This is a genomic window from Corynebacterium halotolerans (assembly GCF_050107895.1).
GTDB lineage: Bacteria > Actinomycetota > Actinomycetes > Mycobacteriales > Mycobacteriaceae > Corynebacterium > Corynebacterium halotolerans_B.
Map to the genome: position 1 here is coordinate 279,413 of NZ_JBNILW010000002.1, position 16,979 is coordinate 296,391.

Annotated in this window: 13 protein-coding genes and 1 pseudogene; 8 read left to right on the forward strand and 6 right to left on the reverse strand. The window is 66.0% G+C overall.

Features of this window, described 5'->3' with window-relative positions:
* Positions 1–1,010 precede the first annotated feature (1,010 nt).
* Both ACQCVD_RS03545 and ACQCVD_RS03550 read left to right on the forward strand, forming a co-directional pair.
* Positions 1,011–1,916: a cytochrome b/b6 domain-containing protein gene (locus ACQCVD_RS03545; protein ID WP_426822391.1), complete on the forward strand. Its 906-nt coding sequence runs from the start codon at positions 1,011–1,013 to the stop codon at positions 1,914–1,916.
* 164 nt (positions 1,917–2,080) lie between these two features.
* Positions 2,081–2,680 carry a DUF1707 SHOCT-like domain-containing protein gene (locus ACQCVD_RS03550; protein WP_426822322.1) on the forward strand — a complete coding sequence of 200 codons (600 nt, stop codon included), beginning with the start codon at positions 2,081–2,083 and terminating at the stop codon, positions 2,678–2,680.
* A gap of 117 nt (positions 2,681–2,797) precedes the next feature.
* Here the strand turns inward: ACQCVD_RS03550 and ACQCVD_RS03555 are convergent, their stop codons facing one another.
* Entirely contained in the window at positions 2,798–4,060 is a 1,263-nt protein-coding gene (locus ACQCVD_RS03555) for an Nramp family divalent metal transporter (protein WP_426822323.1), read from the reverse strand.
* A gap of 146 nt (positions 4,061–4,206) precedes the next feature.
* Entirely contained in the window at positions 4,207–4,953 is a 747-nt protein-coding gene (locus ACQCVD_RS03560) for a sulfite exporter TauE/SafE family protein (protein ID WP_426822324.1), read from the reverse strand.
* 312 nt (positions 4,954–5,265) lie between these two features.
* Here ACQCVD_RS03560 and ACQCVD_RS03565 point away from each other — a divergent pair, with 312 nt between their 5' ends.
* Positions 5,266–6,456, forward strand: a complete 1,191-nt coding sequence (locus tag ACQCVD_RS03565; RefSeq protein WP_426822392.1) for a pyridoxal phosphate-dependent aminotransferase — start codon at positions 5,266–5,268, stop codon at positions 6,454–6,456.
* 61 nt (positions 6,457–6,517) lie between these two features.
* On the opposite strand, the gene ACQCVD_RS03570 is transcribed toward ACQCVD_RS03565, so the two are convergent.
* Positions 6,518–7,420, reverse strand: a complete 903-nt coding sequence (locus tag ACQCVD_RS03570) for a universal stress protein (RefSeq protein ID WP_426822325.1) — start codon at positions 7,418–7,420, stop codon at positions 6,518–6,520.
* 390 nt (positions 7,421–7,810) lie between these two features.
* Between ACQCVD_RS03570 and ACQCVD_RS03575 the strand changes: the two genes are divergently transcribed.
* On the forward strand, positions 7,811–9,058 hold the full coding sequence (locus ACQCVD_RS03575; protein ID WP_426822326.1) for a YibE/F family protein: 1,248 nt from the start codon (positions 7,811–7,813) through the stop codon (positions 9,056–9,058).
* On the opposite strand, the gene ACQCVD_RS03580 is transcribed toward ACQCVD_RS03575, so the two are convergent.
* Entirely contained in the window at positions 9,042–9,611 is a 570-nt protein-coding gene (locus tag ACQCVD_RS03580) for a YdhK family protein (protein ID WP_426822327.1), read from the reverse strand. The genes ACQCVD_RS03575 and ACQCVD_RS03580 overlap by 17 nt on opposite strands.
* A 447-nt stretch (positions 9,612–10,058) precedes the next feature.
* Here ACQCVD_RS03580 and nrdF point away from each other — a divergent pair, with 447 nt between their 5' ends.
* Positions 10,059–11,048, forward strand: a complete 990-nt coding sequence (gene nrdF / locus ACQCVD_RS03585; protein ID WP_426822328.1) for a class 1b ribonucleoside-diphosphate reductase subunit beta — start codon at positions 10,059–10,061, stop codon at positions 11,046–11,048.
* 84 nt (positions 11,049–11,132) lie between these two features.
* Here nrdF and ACQCVD_RS03590 read toward each other — a convergent pair whose 3' ends face one another.
* Positions 11,133–12,023, reverse strand: coding sequence for a LysR family transcriptional regulator (locus ACQCVD_RS03590; RefSeq protein ID WP_426822330.1), 891 nt, complete (start codon positions 12,021–12,023; stop codon positions 11,133–11,135).
* 71 nt (positions 12,024–12,094) lie between these two features.
* On the opposite strand from ACQCVD_RS03590, the gene ACQCVD_RS03595 reads away from it, so the two are divergent.
* The 3 genes and pseudogenes from ACQCVD_RS03595 (at position 12,095) to ACQCVD_RS03605 (ending at position 15,429) form a co-directional block, all read left to right on the forward strand.
* Complete coding sequence (locus ACQCVD_RS03595; protein ID WP_426822331.1) at positions 12,095–13,156, forward strand: YeiH family protein; 1,062 nt, start codon at positions 12,095–12,097, stop codon at positions 13,154–13,156.
* 196 nt (positions 13,157–13,352) lie between these two features.
* The gene (locus tag ACQCVD_RS03600) at positions 13,353–14,579 is read left to right on the forward strand and encodes an MFS transporter (RefSeq protein ID WP_426822332.1); all 1,227 of its coding nucleotides are present in this window, start codon (positions 13,353–13,355) and stop codon (positions 14,577–14,579) included.
* Positions 14,580–14,676: 97 nt separating this feature from the next.
* A pseudogene (locus tag ACQCVD_RS03605) lies at positions 14,677–15,429 on the forward strand (MgtC/SapB family protein).
* 31 nt (positions 15,430–15,460) lie between these two features.
* Here the strand turns inward: ACQCVD_RS03605 and mgtE are convergent.
* A complete protein-coding gene (gene mgtE, locus ACQCVD_RS03610) occupies positions 15,461–16,816 on the reverse strand; it encodes a magnesium transporter (RefSeq protein WP_426822333.1) in 1,356 nt (451 codons plus the stop codon).
* Positions 16,817–16,979 lie beyond the last annotated feature (163 nt).

Consider the following 16,979-nt stretch of genomic DNA (forward strand, 5'->3'; position numbering starts at 1 on the left):
GCATCCGTGCGTGAAATAAAGGGCCCGACGATATGGAGAATGTTTCCCCGGCAGCTACCCTTGTCACTGAACATTCGTCAGCTCGGCTCATGCGCTCCTGGCGCCCCGACGTTTTCGACGCCCTTCTTAACCCTGCAGCAAGAAACGAATCGATGATGGACGGCACCTCACCAGACAAGAAGAACAGCCAACCCTTGCCTCAGCCCGGCCCGGCGGTTCCCCCTCCCGGCTCGGCCGTTCCGCCTCCTGGCGCTGCCGTCCCGCCGCCCGGTGCCGCTGCGCCGGGTTCCGACGTCCCGGCACCGGGTAGCGCCGTGCCGGCTCCCGGTTCCGCTGTCCCGCCCCCAGGTGCGGCAGTTCCCCCGGATCCGGAGGACAAGGCCGCGACGGACTCGACGCCGCCTGCCCCCGGCTCCGCTGTTCCTGCGCCCGGTGCTGCCACCCCTATATCTAAGGACACTGCTACATCGCCGGGTTCCGGCGTCCCGATGCCCGGCTCCGCTGTTCCTGCGCCGGGCGGAGCGGCTCCGGCACCCGGCGTAGCCGTGCCGCCACCTGGGGGATCCATCCCCTCCCCGGGTGCCGCCGTGCCACCGCCCGGTGCCAACGTTCCCGTCCCCGGGGCTGCAGCCCCCGCCCCCGGCGGGGCTGCACCGGCTCCCGGGTCAGCGGTCCCGGCCCCGGGTGACGCCGCGCTGGCTCCCGGTTCGGCCGCTCCCGCCCCAGGTGCTGCGGCGCCCGCGCCCGGCAGCTCCATACCTACGCCCGGCGCGGCGATTCCCGCGCCCGGCAGCTCCATACCTACGCCCGGCGCGGCGATTCCCGCACCTGGCGCCCCCGCGCCCGGTGCTGCAGCACCCGTGGCCCCGGGAGCTTCAGCTCCAGCCACGCCCGGGACTACCGCACCCCGGCCTGGCACGTCGGTTCCCGGTGCAACCGCCGCCAAGACGTCAAAGTCTGGCGACAGCGAGGAAGCCGACGAGGAGAAGCCGAAACAGCGCTCCGTGCGCATGCGGCTGCTGACTCCGCTCACGCGGAAGCAGTGGGCCGGCACCGCCGGCGTCACGTTTATCGCGCTGCTCATCGGCGCCACGATCGCCGTCGTGATCGCCCGCTGGCTGGTGGGACTGGAGCCGGTCGAGGAGTTCCTCACCAGGTACCCCGGCGAGTACGAGCTGCCCGAAAGTGCGCCCACCGGGTTCCCCGCTTGGGTGGGGTGGCAGCACTTCTTCAACATGTTCTTCCTGTTCCTGATCATCCGGACGGGAATCCAGGTCAACCAGGAGCGCCGACCGCAGGGGTACTGGACGTCGAAACGCGGCGGGAAGAAGATCAGTCTGACGCTGTGGATTCATCTGGTCCTGGACCTGCTGTGGATCATCAACGGCGCGGTGTTCGTCATCCTGCTGTTCGCCACGGGGCAGTGGATGCGGGTGGTGCCCACCAGCTGGGAGTTCTTCCCCAACGCGGTGTCCGCGGGGCTGCAGTACCTGTCCCTGGACTGGCCGACCCACAATTCCTGGGTGAACTACAACAGCCTGCAGGAGCTGTTCTACTTCCTCACGGTGTTCATCGCGGCGCCGCTGGCCATCATCACGGGGCTGCGGCTCTCCCAGTACTGGCCCCGGAAGAACAAGGCGCTGAGCAATGCGTTCCCGATCGGGCTGGCCCGGAAACTGCACTTCCCGGTGATGATCTACTTCGTGGTGTTCACCGTCATCCACGTCATCCTGGTCTTCGCCACCGGCGCGCTGCGCAACCTCAACCACATGTACGCCGCGCAGGACTCGACGAACTGGACCGGCTTCGTGCTGTTCGTGCTGTCCCTGATTGTCATCGTCGCAGCATTCGTCGCCGTCCGGCCCTCGCTGGTCGCACCGGTCGCGCAGAAGTTCGGCGATGTGACAGCGCGGTAGGACCGCCTCCAGCTCCTCCACTCCCCTGTACCGGGATCCCGGTACAGGGGAGTTTTGTCATTTCCGGACGTTTCAACCGGCCGCCCGGGCCATCTCCGCCCGGACCAGAAGATCAGGGCGATCCCCGAAAGACAGTTAGCCGCCCCAGCGATAGAATCAGGTGCATGAACGCCGAGCAGTATGGGAATCAGCACGTCCGCCTGAGTGACGCGGAGCGCGACGCCGCGATGTCTCAGCTCGGCCAGGCCATGGCCGAGGGCCGGCTCAGCATCGAAGAATATGATTCCCGTTGCCGCCGTATCGCTGCTGCGCAGGTGCGCAGTGACCTGGATGGCCTGTTCTCCGACCTGCCAGTGAACTTCGCCGCTCAGCCGGGCCGGGAGATCGAGCAGGTGTACGGGGCGTCGGAAATCGAGGCCGCGCACCGTGCCGGGGCGCGCCCCAAGGCGGGGGTGCTGGGTCTGACGACGGTCGCAGCCATCGCCGGCACCGCCATCGCCGCGCCGGCCATCGGCGGGCTGGCCACGCTGTTCCTGCTGCTCATCCCCGTGGTTTTCATCCTGCTCTACGTGATGAAGCTCGGTCCCGCCACCTGGTACGCGCCGAGTAAATGGCAGCTGGAACGCAACCGGCTCCGGGAACTGCGCAGCGCCGAGCGGATCCGGGCGGCGGAGCTGCGGGTGCAGCGCAAGGAGCGCCAGCACGAACTGACCTCCGAGGCGATGAACATGGCCAAGAACTTCCTGGGCAAGAAACGACGCTGAACAACCACGAAACCCACCGACCCCCTCACAGGGACCCGGTGGGTTTTGTCATTCACCGCTTATCGACGCCGCGGTTTAGGGCGCGGGTCACGCCGCGCGGCGCCGGGTGCGCCCCGGTCAGAACAAACCGATCACCTGCGTGATGCACAGATACAGGAACGCCGCGGAAATGATTCCCATCAGCGTGTTGGTCAGCCAGCCGTTACGCCAGCGCTTCGGAGTCATCTTCGAGTTGAGCAGGATCAACAGGGTCAGTCCGAGGAAGGGCATGAACAGCGCACCGAGCACACCGTAGGCGATGATCAAGCCGGTCGGCTGGCCGAGCAGCAGGAGCAGCATCGGCGGGAAGGTCAGCCAGATCAGGTAGGCGCGGTAGTAGCGTCCGCCGGAACGGATGTGCGGGTGATCCGCGGGCAGCTTCTTCAGGTGACCGACATAGTCAGCGAACATCAGGGACACACCGTTCCACACACCCAGGACCGAGGAGACGGCGGCCGCGAGGAAGCCGACGAGGAAGACCTTGGACATGACCGTGCCGTAACGGTCAGCCAGCACTTGCGAGAGATCCACCAGACCCTGGTCATTGTCGGCGACGGTGAGGTTCGCGCTGTAGAGCATCTCCGCACCGAGGATGAGCATGGCGACGACGAAGATGCCGGTGATGATGTAGGCGACGGTGTTGTCCAGCCGCATGACCTTCATCCACTTCGGGGAGTACCAGCCCTTCTCACGGAGCCAGTAGCCGTAGGCAGCCAGAGTGATGGTGCCGCCGACACCGCCCGCGATGGACAGGACGTAGACGAAGGAGCCGTCCGGCACCGTGGGCACCAGCCCCTTGGCGATCTCCGGGAGATTCGGCACCGAAATAGCGGCGATGCCCACCACCGTCACGAACATAACGCCCACCAGTACCGCGATGAGCTTCTCGAACAGCTGGTACTTACCCAGCCACATCAGTCCGAAACAGAGAAGACCGGTCAGGATCGCCCACATCGTCAGGTTCGTCCCCGGGAAGAGCGCCGCCATTGCCAGCCCCGCACCGGACATACCGGCAGCACCGTACACCAGACCCCAGATGACGATATAGGGGGCGAAGTACCAGGAGGTCCACTTACCGAGCTTGCTCCACCCGTGGAAGATCGTGTTCCCGGTCGCCAGGGTGTAGCGCCCCGCCCCTTCCACCAGCACGATCTTCATGATGGTTCCGGCTATCACCGCCCATAACAGGGCGTAGCCGTAGCGTTGTCCGGCGATCATGGTGGCGACCATGTCGGCGGCGCCCACGGCGGTGGCTGCGGCAACCAGGCCTGGGCCGACCAGCGTCCACTTGACCTTCTTCGTGGACTCTCTGTCTACGACGGCCGCATCCTGCGCTTCCATATTTATCGACACCTCGTCTGCACCTTTCTGGAATGTGGCCTGAACTTCGACGGGGTCGATATTATGGCAGGAACCACATTCTTTCGCCCTTGGTGCTACCTTTCACCCCCGGTTCCTGACCTGCTGGAGCCATTTCCGCTGTTCAACTAATCCAGGCCGGAAATCCCCCGCAGGAGCACCGTGACACCTCCGGTGGCCGCCAACAACAGCGCCAGCCGCGCGGCAAAGGGCCGGCTGACATAACGGGTCGCCACGGACCCCAGCCCGATTCCCAGCAGCATGGCCACAACACCCATAGGCCAGATCAACCAGTTGGTTTCAGCGAGGGAACCCGCCCCGGAAACGATCTTGACGCTGAAGGAAATCAGTCCCGCCACAACGAAGATCGGCTGCATCGTCGCCGCGTACGTCTGCTGCGGCCATCGCGTCACCTGCGTATAGACCGTCAGGGCAGGACCCGCGATGCCCGCGAGGGTATTCATGAACCCTCCGATCACGCCCGCGGCAAGTGCAGGAAGCCGGCCCGAGACCTCCGGCATCCACCGCCTCCCGAAGGTCACGATCCCCAGGGCTGCGAGCAACAACACTCCCACCAGCACCTGCAACAGCGCGGGCGAAACCTCCCGCACGAGCAGAGCACCCGGAACCGACCCGAAGATCAACACCGACGCGATCAGGCCGCACTTCCGCCAGTCCACATGACGGCGTACCGTCACGGTGGTGATGGCCGCGTTAACTACCGCCAACGCATTGACGACGAGGATCCCCTCGACCGGGCCCATCACCACCGAGAGCACGGGACCGGCGATCAGCGCGAACCCCATCCCCGAAACCCGCTGCAGACACGAACCCGCCACAACGATCACACTGAGCAGGAGCAGACCGGAAAGCACGGGATCAGATTACTAGGTCACATCATTACCGGAACGGTATTCATCCCGAATTCTTCTGCAGCGGTGGAATACCGGGCCCCCACTCGAAGGCAAACCACCCGCACCAGCCACTACACAATCACATCCAAAAGTGGCAAAGTGATAGCGGTGAGTAACAGCGCCCATTCAGACCATACGACCACCCTGGACACCACGCCGTCCACCCGAGCCCGCGAGCAGGCCCTGGGTGCAGCCGCCGCGGCCGCCGCCCCGGAAAGCAGCCCCAGCCGACCCCGTCGCCGCGCCCCGCGCGTTCTGGACCAGTCCGAGAAGATGAAGGACGTCCTCTATGAGATCCGCGGCCCGGTGGCCGCGGAGGCGGAGCGCCTGGAATCGGACGGCCATAACATCCTGAAGCTGAACACCGGCAACCCCGCTGTCTTCGGCTTCGACGCCCCGGACGTGATCATGCGCGACATGATCGCGGCTCTGCCGACCTCGCAGGGCTACTCCACCTCCAAGGGCATCATTCCGGCCCGGCGTGCCATCGTCACCCGCTATGAGCTGGTGGAGGGCTTCCCCCACTTCGACATCGACGACGTCTTCCTGGGCAACGGTGTCTCCGAACTCATCACCATGACCACCCAGGCCCTGCTCAACGACGGCGACGAGGTGCTCATCCCGGCCCCCGACTACCCGCTGTGGACCGCCGCCACCTCCCTGGCAGGCGGCAAGCCGGTGCACTATCTGGCCGACGAAGAGGACGGGTGGAACCCCTCGATCGAGGACATCAAGTCCAAGATCACCCCGAACACCAAGGCCATCGTGGTGATCAACCCGAACAACCCGACGGGAGCGGTCTACCCGCGGCACATCCTGCAGCAGATCGTCGAGATCGCCCGCGAACACCAGCTGCTCCTGCTGGCCGACGAGATCTACGACCGCATCCTCTATGACGACGCCGAGCACATCAGCCTGGCCACCCTGGCCCCGGATCTGCTGACCATCACCTTCAACGGCCTGTCCAAGGCCTACCGGGTGGCCGGCTACCGCGCCGGCTGGATGGTGCTGACCGGCCCGAAGGACCACGCCAAGGGCTTCATCGAGGGCCTGGAGCTACTGGCCGGCACCCGGCTGTGCCCGAACGTGCCCGCCCAGCACGCGATCCAGGTCGCCCTGGGCGGTCGCCAGACCATCTACGAACTGACCAGTGAGTACGGCCGCCTGCACAAGCAGCGCAACGTCGCCTGGGAGAAGCTCAACGAGATCCCCGGCGTCAGCTGCGTGAAGCCCCAGGGCGCCCTCTACGCGTTCCCCCGCCTGGACCCGAATGTCTATGAGATCCACGACGATGCTCAGCTGATGCTCGATATCCTGCGCTCGGAGAAGATCCTCATGGTCCAGGGAACGGGCTTCAACTGGCCCGACACCGACCACTTCCGTGTGGTCACCCTCCCCTGGGCCTCCCAGCTGGAGAACGCCATCGAACGCCTCGGCAACTTCCTAGTCAGCTACAAGCAGTAAACCACCGCTCGACGACGTCGCGCCCTGTCCGCTCTGCGGGCAGGGCGCGTCCGCCTCCGGTTCAGCGGTCTTTCTCCGGCCGGACCACCATCAGCGGGCAGGATGCGTAGCGCAACAGGGCCCGCGAGGTCGAGCCCAGCAGCATGCCCCAGAAACCACCCCGACCGTGGGAGCCGACGATCAGGAGCTGCGCGCCCTCGGAGCGTTCCGCCAGGGAGCGAACCGGGCGGTCGCGCGTGACCACCTGGGTCACGGCCACGTTCGGGTATTTCTCCACCAACGGCTGCAGCCACTCGGCCAAGGCGTCGCTCTGCTCCCGCTCAACCTCCTCCCACGGCTGCTGGACCGGCGCCAGACCGGACAGGGAGGTCTGGACCGCCATGTCCATCCAGGTGTGCACCGCCACGAGTTCGGCACCCCGGGCGTCGGCCTCCGCGAAGGCGTATTCGGTGGCGCGGTGCGAAACCTCCGAGCCGTCCACGCCAACCACCACGGGTCCGTACTTATTGTCCGGGGTGACGGCGCTGTCCGCCCGGACCACCACGACCGGGCAGTCGGCGTGCCGGACCGCGGCCGCGGACACCGAGCCGAGCACCATGCCGGGCACCCCGCCCCGGCCCCGGGTGCCCATCACGATCATGGTGGCGTCACCGGACATGCCGTTGAGCACGTCCACGGGGTGGCCCTCCACGACCGTCTCCTCGATTTCGAGTCCCGCCGCCACCTCCGTGGCCAGCGCACGGGCCTCGGCGGTGATTTCCTTGGCAGCGGCCTCGAAATCATAGAAGAGTTCCCGGGAGGGCATCAGACCTTCGTTGTACAGCACCGGTGGCCAGGTGAAACTGGTGACCACCCGGAGCGGGACACCGCGTTTATCGGCGGTGTTGGCGGCCCAGCGGACGGCTGCCCGCGAGGGCTCGGAACCGTCCACCGCGACGATGATGATGTCTTGCCTGGTGTTCATGTGGGATACGACCTTTCTGGCTCGAACTGGCCCGCGGAGGTCACCGCAGCCACAGTCTCACGGTGCTCCGTCTCATCTCCCATCATATTCCGCTGTTCAGCTCTTTTGCCGCTTTTCGGCCGCCCCGACCGCAGTTCAGATTTGCCACCCCGGTCATGTCGGGTAGGTAGCGGAAACCGGACAATTTTCTCCTGTCACAGGACACAATCCGGCAGTAGCCGCTACCTACCCGACACGCATCGACTGAGCTGAAGTAGTGGCCGCCCCAAGTGCAACGACACCCGCGCCTGCCAGCCGAGCCCCGCAACCACGCCTGTCCACTCGGCCCAGCCTGCCGCGGCTACACTCACGCTCCGAAGCCTTTCCGTTTTCAGACGCCAAGGAGCCCTTGTGGGTCGACACGCCATCGCTGCACCGCCGAAGGATGCGAGGACCACACTGTGGCGTCGCATTCTGCTGGGTTTTCTGATTCTGTGCGGCATCGCCACCAGCATCGGCCTGGTCATGCTCTGGCCGCCGGATGAGGATCCGGTGGTCGCCCCGGAGTTCACCAACACCTTCGCCCTCAACCAGGCCCAGGTCAACGGTGAGGTCTCGGCTGTGGCGCCCGGTGCCTGCCAGTCCCCCTCCCTGGGGCAGGTATTCGAGACCTCCCCCAGCAGCTCCGCAGCCGTCTCCGGCGATACCTGCACGAATGTCATCGTGGACATCACCTCCGGGGAGAATGAGGGCAGGCGCACGCTGCTCATCACCTACGGGCAGCCCGGCGAGCCGGTGTTGGCGGAAGGGGACCAGATCCGTCTGGCGGAGACGGTCGCGGCCGACGGCCAGCTGACCTACACCTTCACGGATTACCAGCGTGGCACCCCGCTGCTGGTCTGGGGGCTGGTCATCGCCGGCGCAATCATCCTCTTCGCCGCCCTGCGCGGTATCCGGGCCCTGGTCGGCCTGGTGATCACCCTCGCCGTCCTGGCCGTGTTCCTGCTGCCGGCCCTGGTGCACGGCGGCGCTCCCCTGGCGCTGGCCGTGGTGGCGGGAGCGGTGATCCTCTTCCTGGTGGTGCTGCTGGTCCACGGTTTCAACTGGAAGTCCTGTGCAGCGCTGGCCGGAACGCTCATCTCCCTCGGTATCGCGGCCTGGCTGGCCTCGCAGGCGATCAGCTCCACTCATCTCCAGGGGCTGGGTTCGGAGGACAACCTGCGCATTCTGCTCTACCTGCCGGAAGTCTCGGTCACCGGCCTGATGCTCTGTGGCTTCATCATCGGTGCCCTCGGCGTGCTCAATGACGTCACCATCTCCCAGGCCTCCACCGTCAACGAGCTCTCCGAGCTCGACCCGTCAGCCTCCCCGTTGCAGCTGTTCACCGGCGCCATGAAGGTGGGCCGGGACCACATCTCGTCGATGGTCTACACCCTGGTGCTCACCTACACCGGCGCGGCGCTTCCCCTGCTGCTGCTCATCTCGGTCTCGGAGCGACCGCTGCTGCAGACCCTGACCAGTGACCTGGTGGCCACGGAGCTGCTGCGTTCCGGGGTCGGTGCGCTGGCACTCACCCTCGCGGTGCCGATCACCACGGTGATCGCCGCGTATGTGGTGCCGGAGCGCCAGGTCACCTCGCAGGTCACTCAGCCGGCCTGAGCTCGCTCTCGGTGACCCACTTGTGGTTGGTCATCGTCATCTCCTCGGTGTCGATGTCCACCATGTACACGGTTTCCTCCGTGGAGTAGTCGATGGTGGCCTCCGCCCCCTTCATGCCGGACATGTGCTCCGCTTCGAGCACCACCTCGGTGCCGTCCTCAAGCGGTGCCTGGCCGGGGTCCGCCAGCTCCTCATGGACCACCCAGCGGTGACCGGTCACCGGTTCCCCGCCGGTGGTCGGCGTGTAGCTGACCGCATAGGCCGTGGTGTCGAAGGCGCCGGAGACCGTCGCCGGCGCGCCTTCCATCCCGGGCATGTGATCGGCGGCGAGCACCACCTCGGCCCCGACGGGGTAGGTCGGCTCAGCTGCTTCGGCGATACCCTCGGGCGGCGGGCCGCCGTCCTCCGGGTGCTGCATGTCATGCCCCTCGTGGCCGCTGCTCTCCGACGTCGTGTTCTCCGGTTCGGATGGCTCGTCGGCGCTCTGGCTGCAGGCACCCAGCGCAAGTACGGGAAGCAACAGGAGGGTGGACAGGGCACGGGCACGTTTCATGGTCACGCCTCTTTTCCGGTCGATGGCAGTTGCCGCCACCCTATACCCCGGCCCCGTATACGTCGAGGGCCGGCCACTGACCCCCTGCCACCTCCCCTCGCCCCCGCAGCACTCGTGAGCAGGGGAGACGTTGCGGCGACCGGCACCTTTGTCTGGGTCTCTCCCGGACGCGTAGACTGAAAATTCTGCTCATGCAGCAGCCCCTGACACGGCATTTCCGTCAGCTGCAGTGTGCCGGGCGCCGGGTAAAATCGACGATGACGGCGCACGGCCGGAACCTGAAGGGGATCCGCTCGGCGGCTGATGGAGGAGGAATGAGTCTGCGGAAACGGCAGCTACGGGAGCGGCCCGCTGACACGGATCCACCCGAGGACAGCTGACCCAACCACCTGCGCACTGCGTGCGGCCCCAACGGCATGAGCGATGAGAGCTAATCAAGGAGAACGCGTGAACCCTATTGTTTCCCCCGCCAAGTACACCCCCGGCGACGTGGTGGACTCGATCAACTGGAACGACATCCCCGATCAGATGGACCTGGACATCTGGAACCGTCTGATCTCCAACTTCTGGGTGCCGGAGAAGATCCCGGTCTCCAATGACATCAAGTCCTGGGACACCATGACCGAGGACGAGAAGCTGGCCACCATGCGCGTGTTCACCGGCCTGACCATGCTGGACACCCTGCAGGGCACCGTGGGTGCCGTCTCGCTCATCCCGGAGTCGAGCACCATGCACGAGGAGGCGGTGCTGTCCAACATCGTGTTCATGGAGGCCGTCCACGCCAAGAGCTACAGCAACATCTTTATGACCCTCGCATCCACCACGGAAATCAACGAAGCCTTCCGTTGGTCGCGGGAGAACGAGCACCTGCAGTACAAGGCCCGCCGCATCCTGGAGTTCTACAAGGGTGAGGATCCGCTGCGCCGGAAGATCGCTTCCGTGATGCTCGAGTCCTTCCTGTTCTACTCGGGCTTCTACCTCCCGCTGCGCTGGGCCAGCCACTCCAAGCTGACCAACACCGCGGACATCATCCGCCTCATCATCCGTGACGAGGCCATCCACGGCTACTACATCGGCTACAAGTACCAGCGCCAGCTCGAGGGCCTGTCCGCGGAGCGGAAGGAGCAGCTCCAGGAGGACACCGTCGAGCTGCTGATGGACCTCTACGACAATGAGTCGCAGTACACCGAGGAGGTCTACGACGCCATCGGCTGGACCGAGGACGTCAAGGGCTTCCTGCGCTACAACGCCAACAAGGCCATGAACAACCTCGGCTACGAGGGCATCTTCCCGGTGGATGACTGCCAGTTCAACCCCGGCGTGCGCACCTCGCTCGACCCCTCCTCGAACGAGAACCACGACTTCTTCTCCGGCTCCGGCTCCTCCTACGTCATCGGCAAGGCCGAGAACACCACCGACGACGACTGGGACTTCTGACCCTTTCCCGGCAGGGCACCCCGCGCCGGCCACCTCCGGGTGGCCGGCGCTTTCGCGTGCCCGCTTATCGACGCCCCGGCCCGCCTAGCGCCGGGCGATCGCGACCAGCTCGGCCACCGGCCCGACCAGGCGGTGCGGTCCTGTCCACACCGCGGTGAGCGGACGTCGTAACGGAGCCTCGGCGAGGGGGACCCGGACGAGCTCCCCGGACTGGAGCTGGGCGTGAACCGCCAGCGAGCTCAGTACCGCGGGACCGGCCCCCGCTGCCACGGCCACCCGGACCGCGGCGTTGCTGCTGAAGGTCTGTGCGGGGCGGGCAAGCATGGTCTGTCCCACCAGTTCCTCAAAAGCGTGCCGGGTCCCCGAACCCCCTTCCCGGCTGATCAGCGGCGTCGCGGCCACCTCCGCGATCCCCAGGGGGCGGGGCCGTGCCGCCCACGGGTGGTTCGCCGCGGTGACCACCACCAGTTCGTCCTCCTGAACCACCAGGGTGTTCAGCCAACCGGGTACGCGCGGGGTCTCCACGAAGCCCACCTGCAGCGACCCTGCCTCCACCTCCGCCAGCACCTGTGCGGAGTTGAGCACCTCGAGGTCCGCGCGGACCCGGGGCAGCCGCCGTCGCAGCTCGGTCAGCCACGCCGGCATCAGATTCTCGGCGATCGTCAAGCTCGCCCCGACCCGGATCTCCACCACCTCATCCTCCCGGCTGTGTCGGAGCCACTCCTCGAATTCCCGGGCGGCTTCCAGGAGAGTCCGGGCGTGGGCGGCGAACAGCACCCCGGCTGAGGTGGGGCGCGACCCACGCGGATGACGGTCCAGCAGCACCTCGTTCGCGCTCGTCTCCAGCTGGGTGATCATGCGGCTCGCGTTCGGTTGGTACATGCCCAGCTTCCGGGCTGCCGCGCCCAAGCTACCTTCATCGACAACCGCCACGAACAGAGCCAGGGCCTGGAGGTTGGGAAGAGAGTCTGTCATATCATCAGGATATGGCAGGGGGCCGAACTGCCGTCTACCGCATTCTCCACAACGCTGGAATTCTCAGGGTCATGTTGGCTCCAGATTCCCACTCCGCCCCCACCACCTCGCACCGGCAGAGATTCCAGGTGCGGCCACTCCTGCCCGGGGTGATGCTCTGTCTCGCGGCCGCCGCCCTCTCCTCCGGGCTGAGTCTCCTGCTGCCGGGCATCAGCGCGCTCATCATCGCGATCATCCTGGGAATCATCCTGACCAATGTGGCGCGCCTGCCGGCCGCCCTCTCCCCCGGGCTGGGCTTCTCATCCAGACAGCTCTTGCGCATCGGCATTGTGCTGCTCGGGCTCAAACTGGTCCTCTCTGACATCGTCGACCTTGGGGTGCCGCTGCTGGTCGCCATCATCGGCATCGTCACCATCGGGTTGTTCGGCACCGTGCTCCTGGGCCGTGTCCTAAGGGTCTCTCCCCATCTGACGTTGCTCATCGCCTGTGGCTTCTCCATTTGCGGTGCCGCCGCCGTCGTCGGGGCCGCCGGGGTGACTGACCCCGACGACGAGGCCGAGAAGGACACCGTCACTGCCGTGGCTCTGGTGGTCATCTTCGGCACCCTGCTGATTCCCCTGCTCCCGCTGGCGGCGAACCTCCTGGGGCTCGGCGAGGAGACCGCCGGAATGTGGGCCGGCGGCTCCGTCCACGAGGTGGCCCAGGTCGTGGCGATCGGCGGCGCGCTCGGCCCGGGGGCACTGAACGCCGCCGTCCTGGTCAAACTCGCCCGTGTTCTCCTGCTGGCCCCGGTGGTCTCAATTCTGAGTGTCCGGCAACGCCGCATCGCCCGGGACGCGCTCACCGACGGTCAGTCAGGCTCCCGGGGGACGTTGCCTCCGCTGGTCCCGCCGTTCATCATCGGATTCCTGGTGATGGTCCTCCTGCGCTCCTTCTTCGCGGTCCCGGTACCGGTGCTGGCGGTGGGTGATTTGCTCCAGACGGGTCTGCTCGCCGCCACGATGTTCGCCCTCGGCTGCGGTGTCAAGGTCCGCGATCTCTCCCGGGTCGGGTTCCGTCCCTTTGTCCTCGCCGCACTGTCGACGCTGCTCGTCATGACGGTCGCCTTCACCGGGGTCACCGTGGTGGCATGAACCCCAGCCATTCCCGGGCGGCCCTCCCCTGACCTCCAGCACCTGTCCCCGCCCGCGGCAGCGCCACGGCCGAAAGGACGCCCCGTTCCGCAGCTCCCGGTACTGAGAAGGAGTAGCCTGAAACCCGCTGCCCGACCACCTCTGTGTGGCCCGGTGGCATTTTAGGTTTCCACTCGATCTTCCTGAGGCAGGCAGTATGACTGAATCCCCGACACCGCGACGCTTTCCCCGGTCGGTTCCGGTTGTACTGGCTTTCATCGCCGTGTTCTTCGCGGCCATCAATCTCCGCGCCGGCATCGCCTCCCTGGGCTCAGTGTTGGGGGAGGTCCTCGAGGCCTTCAACACCAGTGGCGCGTTGGCCGGTGTGATCACGGCGATGCCCGGCCTCTTCTTCGCGATCATGGGGCTGGGCGCGGTTCCGCTGGCCGCCCGGTTCGGCCTGAGCAAAACGCTGACCGTCGGCATGGTGCTCACCCTCATCGGACTGGCGGTGCGGCCGTGGGTGGGGGAAATCTGGATCTTCATCGCGCTGACCGCCTTCGTCGTGGCGGGCATCGCCCTGGCCAATGTGCTGCTGCCCGCCTGGATCAAAAACCACGGTGGCCGCCACATCGTCGCCCTGATGACCATCTACAGTTCGGTGCTCGGTCTCTCCGGCGCCATCGGCCCGCTGAGCATCCTGCTTTTCAACGGCAACGACGCCTGGCGCTGGTCCCTGTTCATCTGGGCGTCGTTCGCCGCGGTCCAGCTGGTGGTCTGGGTCATCGTCGCCGCCCGCACCGGTTTCGATTTCCCCTCCGCCTCCGCTGACACCGCCGCCGGGAATGGCGGCTCCCTCTGGAAGTCCCCCACCGCGGTGTTCCTGATGCTGTTCTTCGGCCTGCAGTCGATGAACGCCTATATCCAGATGGGCTGGCTGCCGCAGATCTTCATCGACGGCGGAGCTTCCGCGAACGTGGGATCCGTAGCGTTGGCCCTGGTCGGGGCGCTGAACGTGATCGGTGGCCTCGTGATGCCGCTGATCATTGACCGCGTCCACAACCTGGCGATCTTTCCGGTGCTGTTCTCGGTGTGCTCCGCCACCGGCTACGTGGGCCTGTACTTCACCGCCGACACCGTGCCCCTGCTGTGGGCGCTCTTCCTCGGCCTCGGCGGCTTCTGCTTCCCCACCGCCATCGCCCTGATCCCCGCCCGCAGCCGTTCCCCGTTGGTCACCGCCCGACTCTCCGGGTTCGTCCAGCCGGTCGGCTATTTCGTGGCGGCGCTGGGCCCCTTCCTGATCGGCATCATCTACGAGGCCACCGGACAGTGGTCGGCGATTCTCCTGACCCTGGTGGGTGGCACCGTCGCCATGGCCGTCACCGGTTTCCGGGCCAGCCGCCGCGGCTACATCGATGACGAACTGAACGCCGCCAGCCGCTGACCGCCCAGACAGCCCCGCAGGATGCTGCAGCGGACTACCGTCCCCTATTCCGTGAGAACGGCCCGGAACGGCGCCATGCGGTAGTAGAGTCACCAGAATGATTGCGGCTGTGGCGCAGTTCCTCGAACCGGAGGGTCAGGGTCTGGCGCAGATTCTGGCGGTCCTGGTGGCGTTCGCGTTGTCTTCCCTCATCGGCCTCGAGCGGCAGCTGCGGGGAAAGAGCGCAGGGCTGCGCACGCAGACGATCGTCGGTACGGCCTCGGCGTTGTTCCTGCTGGTGAGCAAGTACGGGTTTCAGAACGTCCTGGGCGACGACGTGGTTCTGGATCCCTCCCGGGTGGCCGCCCAGGTCGTCTCGGGCATCGGTTTTCTCGGTGCGGGGCTGATCATCACGCGGGGTGGTTCCATCCACGGGCTGACCACCGCCGCCTCAGTGTGGGAGACCGCGGCAGTGGGCATGGCCGCCGGGGCCGGGCTACCGGTCCTGGCGGTGCTGGTGACGGCCCTGCATTTCGTGGTCGTGTTCAGCTACACGTGGGTGTCACGGCGGCTACCGGCCTCGAAACGGCAGACCGCCCAATTCCGGGTGGTCTATCTGGGGCGATAGGGAGTTCTCCGGGAGCTGCTCTCGCAGTGTTCCTCCCACGGCTGGAAACTGCTGGAACTGTCCACGGGCACGCTGGGACCCGCAGCGGAAATCCCGGGCCGTCCGCCGGCTGACGGCTCCGACGAGGCGGCCGTCAGCGTCACCCTGACGCTCGAAGGGCCCGAGATGACCACAGCCGCCGACACCTTCGCGGACACGACGGGTGTCCTGCACGTCCGCCTGACCAACGACGCCGGTGAATAGCGCAGGTGCCCGGGGTCCGGTGCTCCCGTGATCAGCCCAGGTTGAGGACGGTGGTGGCGATGGAGAAGTAGATGATCAGTCCCGTGGCGTCACAGAACGTGGAGATGAAAGGGTTGGAGAACACCGCCGGGTCAGCGCCCACCTTCTTCGCGATCAGGGGCATGACGCCGCCCACGCAGGCCGCCATCGTGCAGATCGCCAGCAACGTCAGCCCGATGACGAGGCCGATATCGAAGCCGTAGACAATGCCGGCGATCAGCAGTCCCAACGCCCCCAGCACTACACCGAGGACCGCTCCCACCCGGAGTTCCCGCCAGATGATCCGCGGTAGGTCACGGACCCGGACCGCTCCCACCGCCAACGCCCGGGTGACCGTCGTGGCCGCCTGGTTGCCCGTGTTTCCGCCCGTGCCGGTGAGCAGCGGGATGAACAGCGCCAACACCACCACTTCATTGAGCCGGTCCTCAAAGACGTCGAGGACCTGAACCGTCAGGATCGCCGACACCGCCAGGACGACCAGCCACACGATGCGGCTGCGGACCACCCGCATGATCGGCAGGGAGAGGTACGACTGCGGGAGGGGCTCGGAGCCGCCGGTGCGTGCCGCGTCTTCGGCGTCTTCCCTGTCGAGAATCGAGAGCACGTCATCGATGGTGAGAATTCCCACCAGCCGTTCCTCTGAGTCGACGATCGGCATGGCCAGCAGCTTCTGGGAACGGAAGAGACGTGCCGTGTCCTCACGGTTGTCGGTGACCTGGGCACTGACGGGAACATGGGTGGTGTCGGTGACCGGAGCACCCCGTTCTGCGGCCAGCAGTCCCCGCAGGCTCACCACGCCGAGCAGCTTACGGGTGTCATCTACCACTGGGACGACATAGATGGTTTCGGGTTCATCGATGCGGTCGCAGATGTAGTCGAGGGCCTCCCCCACGGTCAGGTTCGCGGGAACGGCGAGGACCTCAGGGGACATGTAGCGGCCGATGGCGTCCTTGGGGTACCCCAGCAGCGAAGCCGTCATCTGCTGTTCTTTTTCACTGAGTCCCTGCATGAGGCGTTTGACCACGGTAGCGGGCAATTCGCCGAATAACAGGGCCCGCTCATCGGGGTTGAGGTCGGTGACGATGTTCGTCAGCTGCTCTGTCTGCAAGGTGTCGATCAATTTGGCCTGGTAGGACGGGGACAGCTGTTTGAAGACCTGGAGTGCCTGATTTTTGTCCAGGACGAGAAAGAGGACGGCGCTTTCGGTGGGAGCTGTCGTCCGCATGAGATAGGAGAGTTCACCCGCGGGGAGGGTGTGCACCTGCGCAGCGAGCTTCTCCAGTTCGGCTTCGTCGTGGGGCGCACCCCGTAGAAGTTTCCGAATTGCGTTGATGGTCAAAGTCGGCATATCAGCTCCCGGATAATTAAAAGTTTAGATCAATGAAAGATGCAGGTTCCGCGGATTGTACGGCGATCCTGGCCGGAGTGGCGCACCTGAGGATGGGCGGGTGTTACACCCCGCGTCTGAATCCAGGGTTTCTGAGCGTTCGCCCCTCACCGAGGGGCACCGA

What these genes read in the sequence shown, in the direction of transcription:
- ACQCVD_RS03545 (WP_426822391.1), top strand. Translation starts at nt 1,011, where the DNA reads ATGCGGCTGCTGACTCCGCTCACGCGGAAGCAGTGGGCCGGCACCGCC.
- ACQCVD_RS03550 (WP_426822322.1), top strand. Translation starts at nt 2,081, where the DNA reads ATGAACGCCGAGCAGTATGGGAATCAGCACGTCCGCCTGAGTGACGCG.
- ACQCVD_RS03555 (WP_426822323.1), bottom strand. Translation starts at nt 4,060, where the DNA reads ATGGAAGCGCAGGATGCGGCCGTCGTAGACAGAGAGTCCACGAAGAAG.
- ACQCVD_RS03565 (WP_426822392.1), top strand. Translation starts at nt 5,266, where the DNA reads ATGAAGGACGTCCTCTATGAGATCCGCGGCCCGGTGGCCGCGGAGGCG.
- ACQCVD_RS03570 (WP_426822325.1), bottom strand. Translation starts at nt 7,420, where the DNA reads ATGAACACCAGGCAAGACATCATCATCGTCGCGGTGGACGGTTCCGAG.
- ACQCVD_RS03580 (WP_426822327.1), bottom strand. Translation starts at nt 9,611, where the DNA reads ATGAAACGTGCCCGTGCCCTGTCCACCCTCCTGTTGCTTCCCGTACTT.
- ACQCVD_RS03590 (WP_426822330.1), bottom strand. Translation starts at nt 12,023, where the DNA reads ATGACAGACTCTCTTCCCAACCTCCAGGCCCTGGCTCTGTTCGTGGCG.
- ACQCVD_RS03595 (WP_426822331.1), top strand. Translation starts at nt 12,095, where the DNA reads ATGTTGGCTCCAGATTCCCACTCCGCCCCCACCACCTCGCACCGGCAG.
- ACQCVD_RS03600 (WP_426822332.1), top strand. Translation starts at nt 13,353, where the DNA reads ATGACTGAATCCCCGACACCGCGACGCTTTCCCCGGTCGGTTCCGGTT.
- mgtE (WP_426822333.1), bottom strand. Translation starts at nt 16,816, where the DNA reads ATGCCGACTTTGACCATCAACGCAATTCGGAAACTTCTACGGGGTGCG.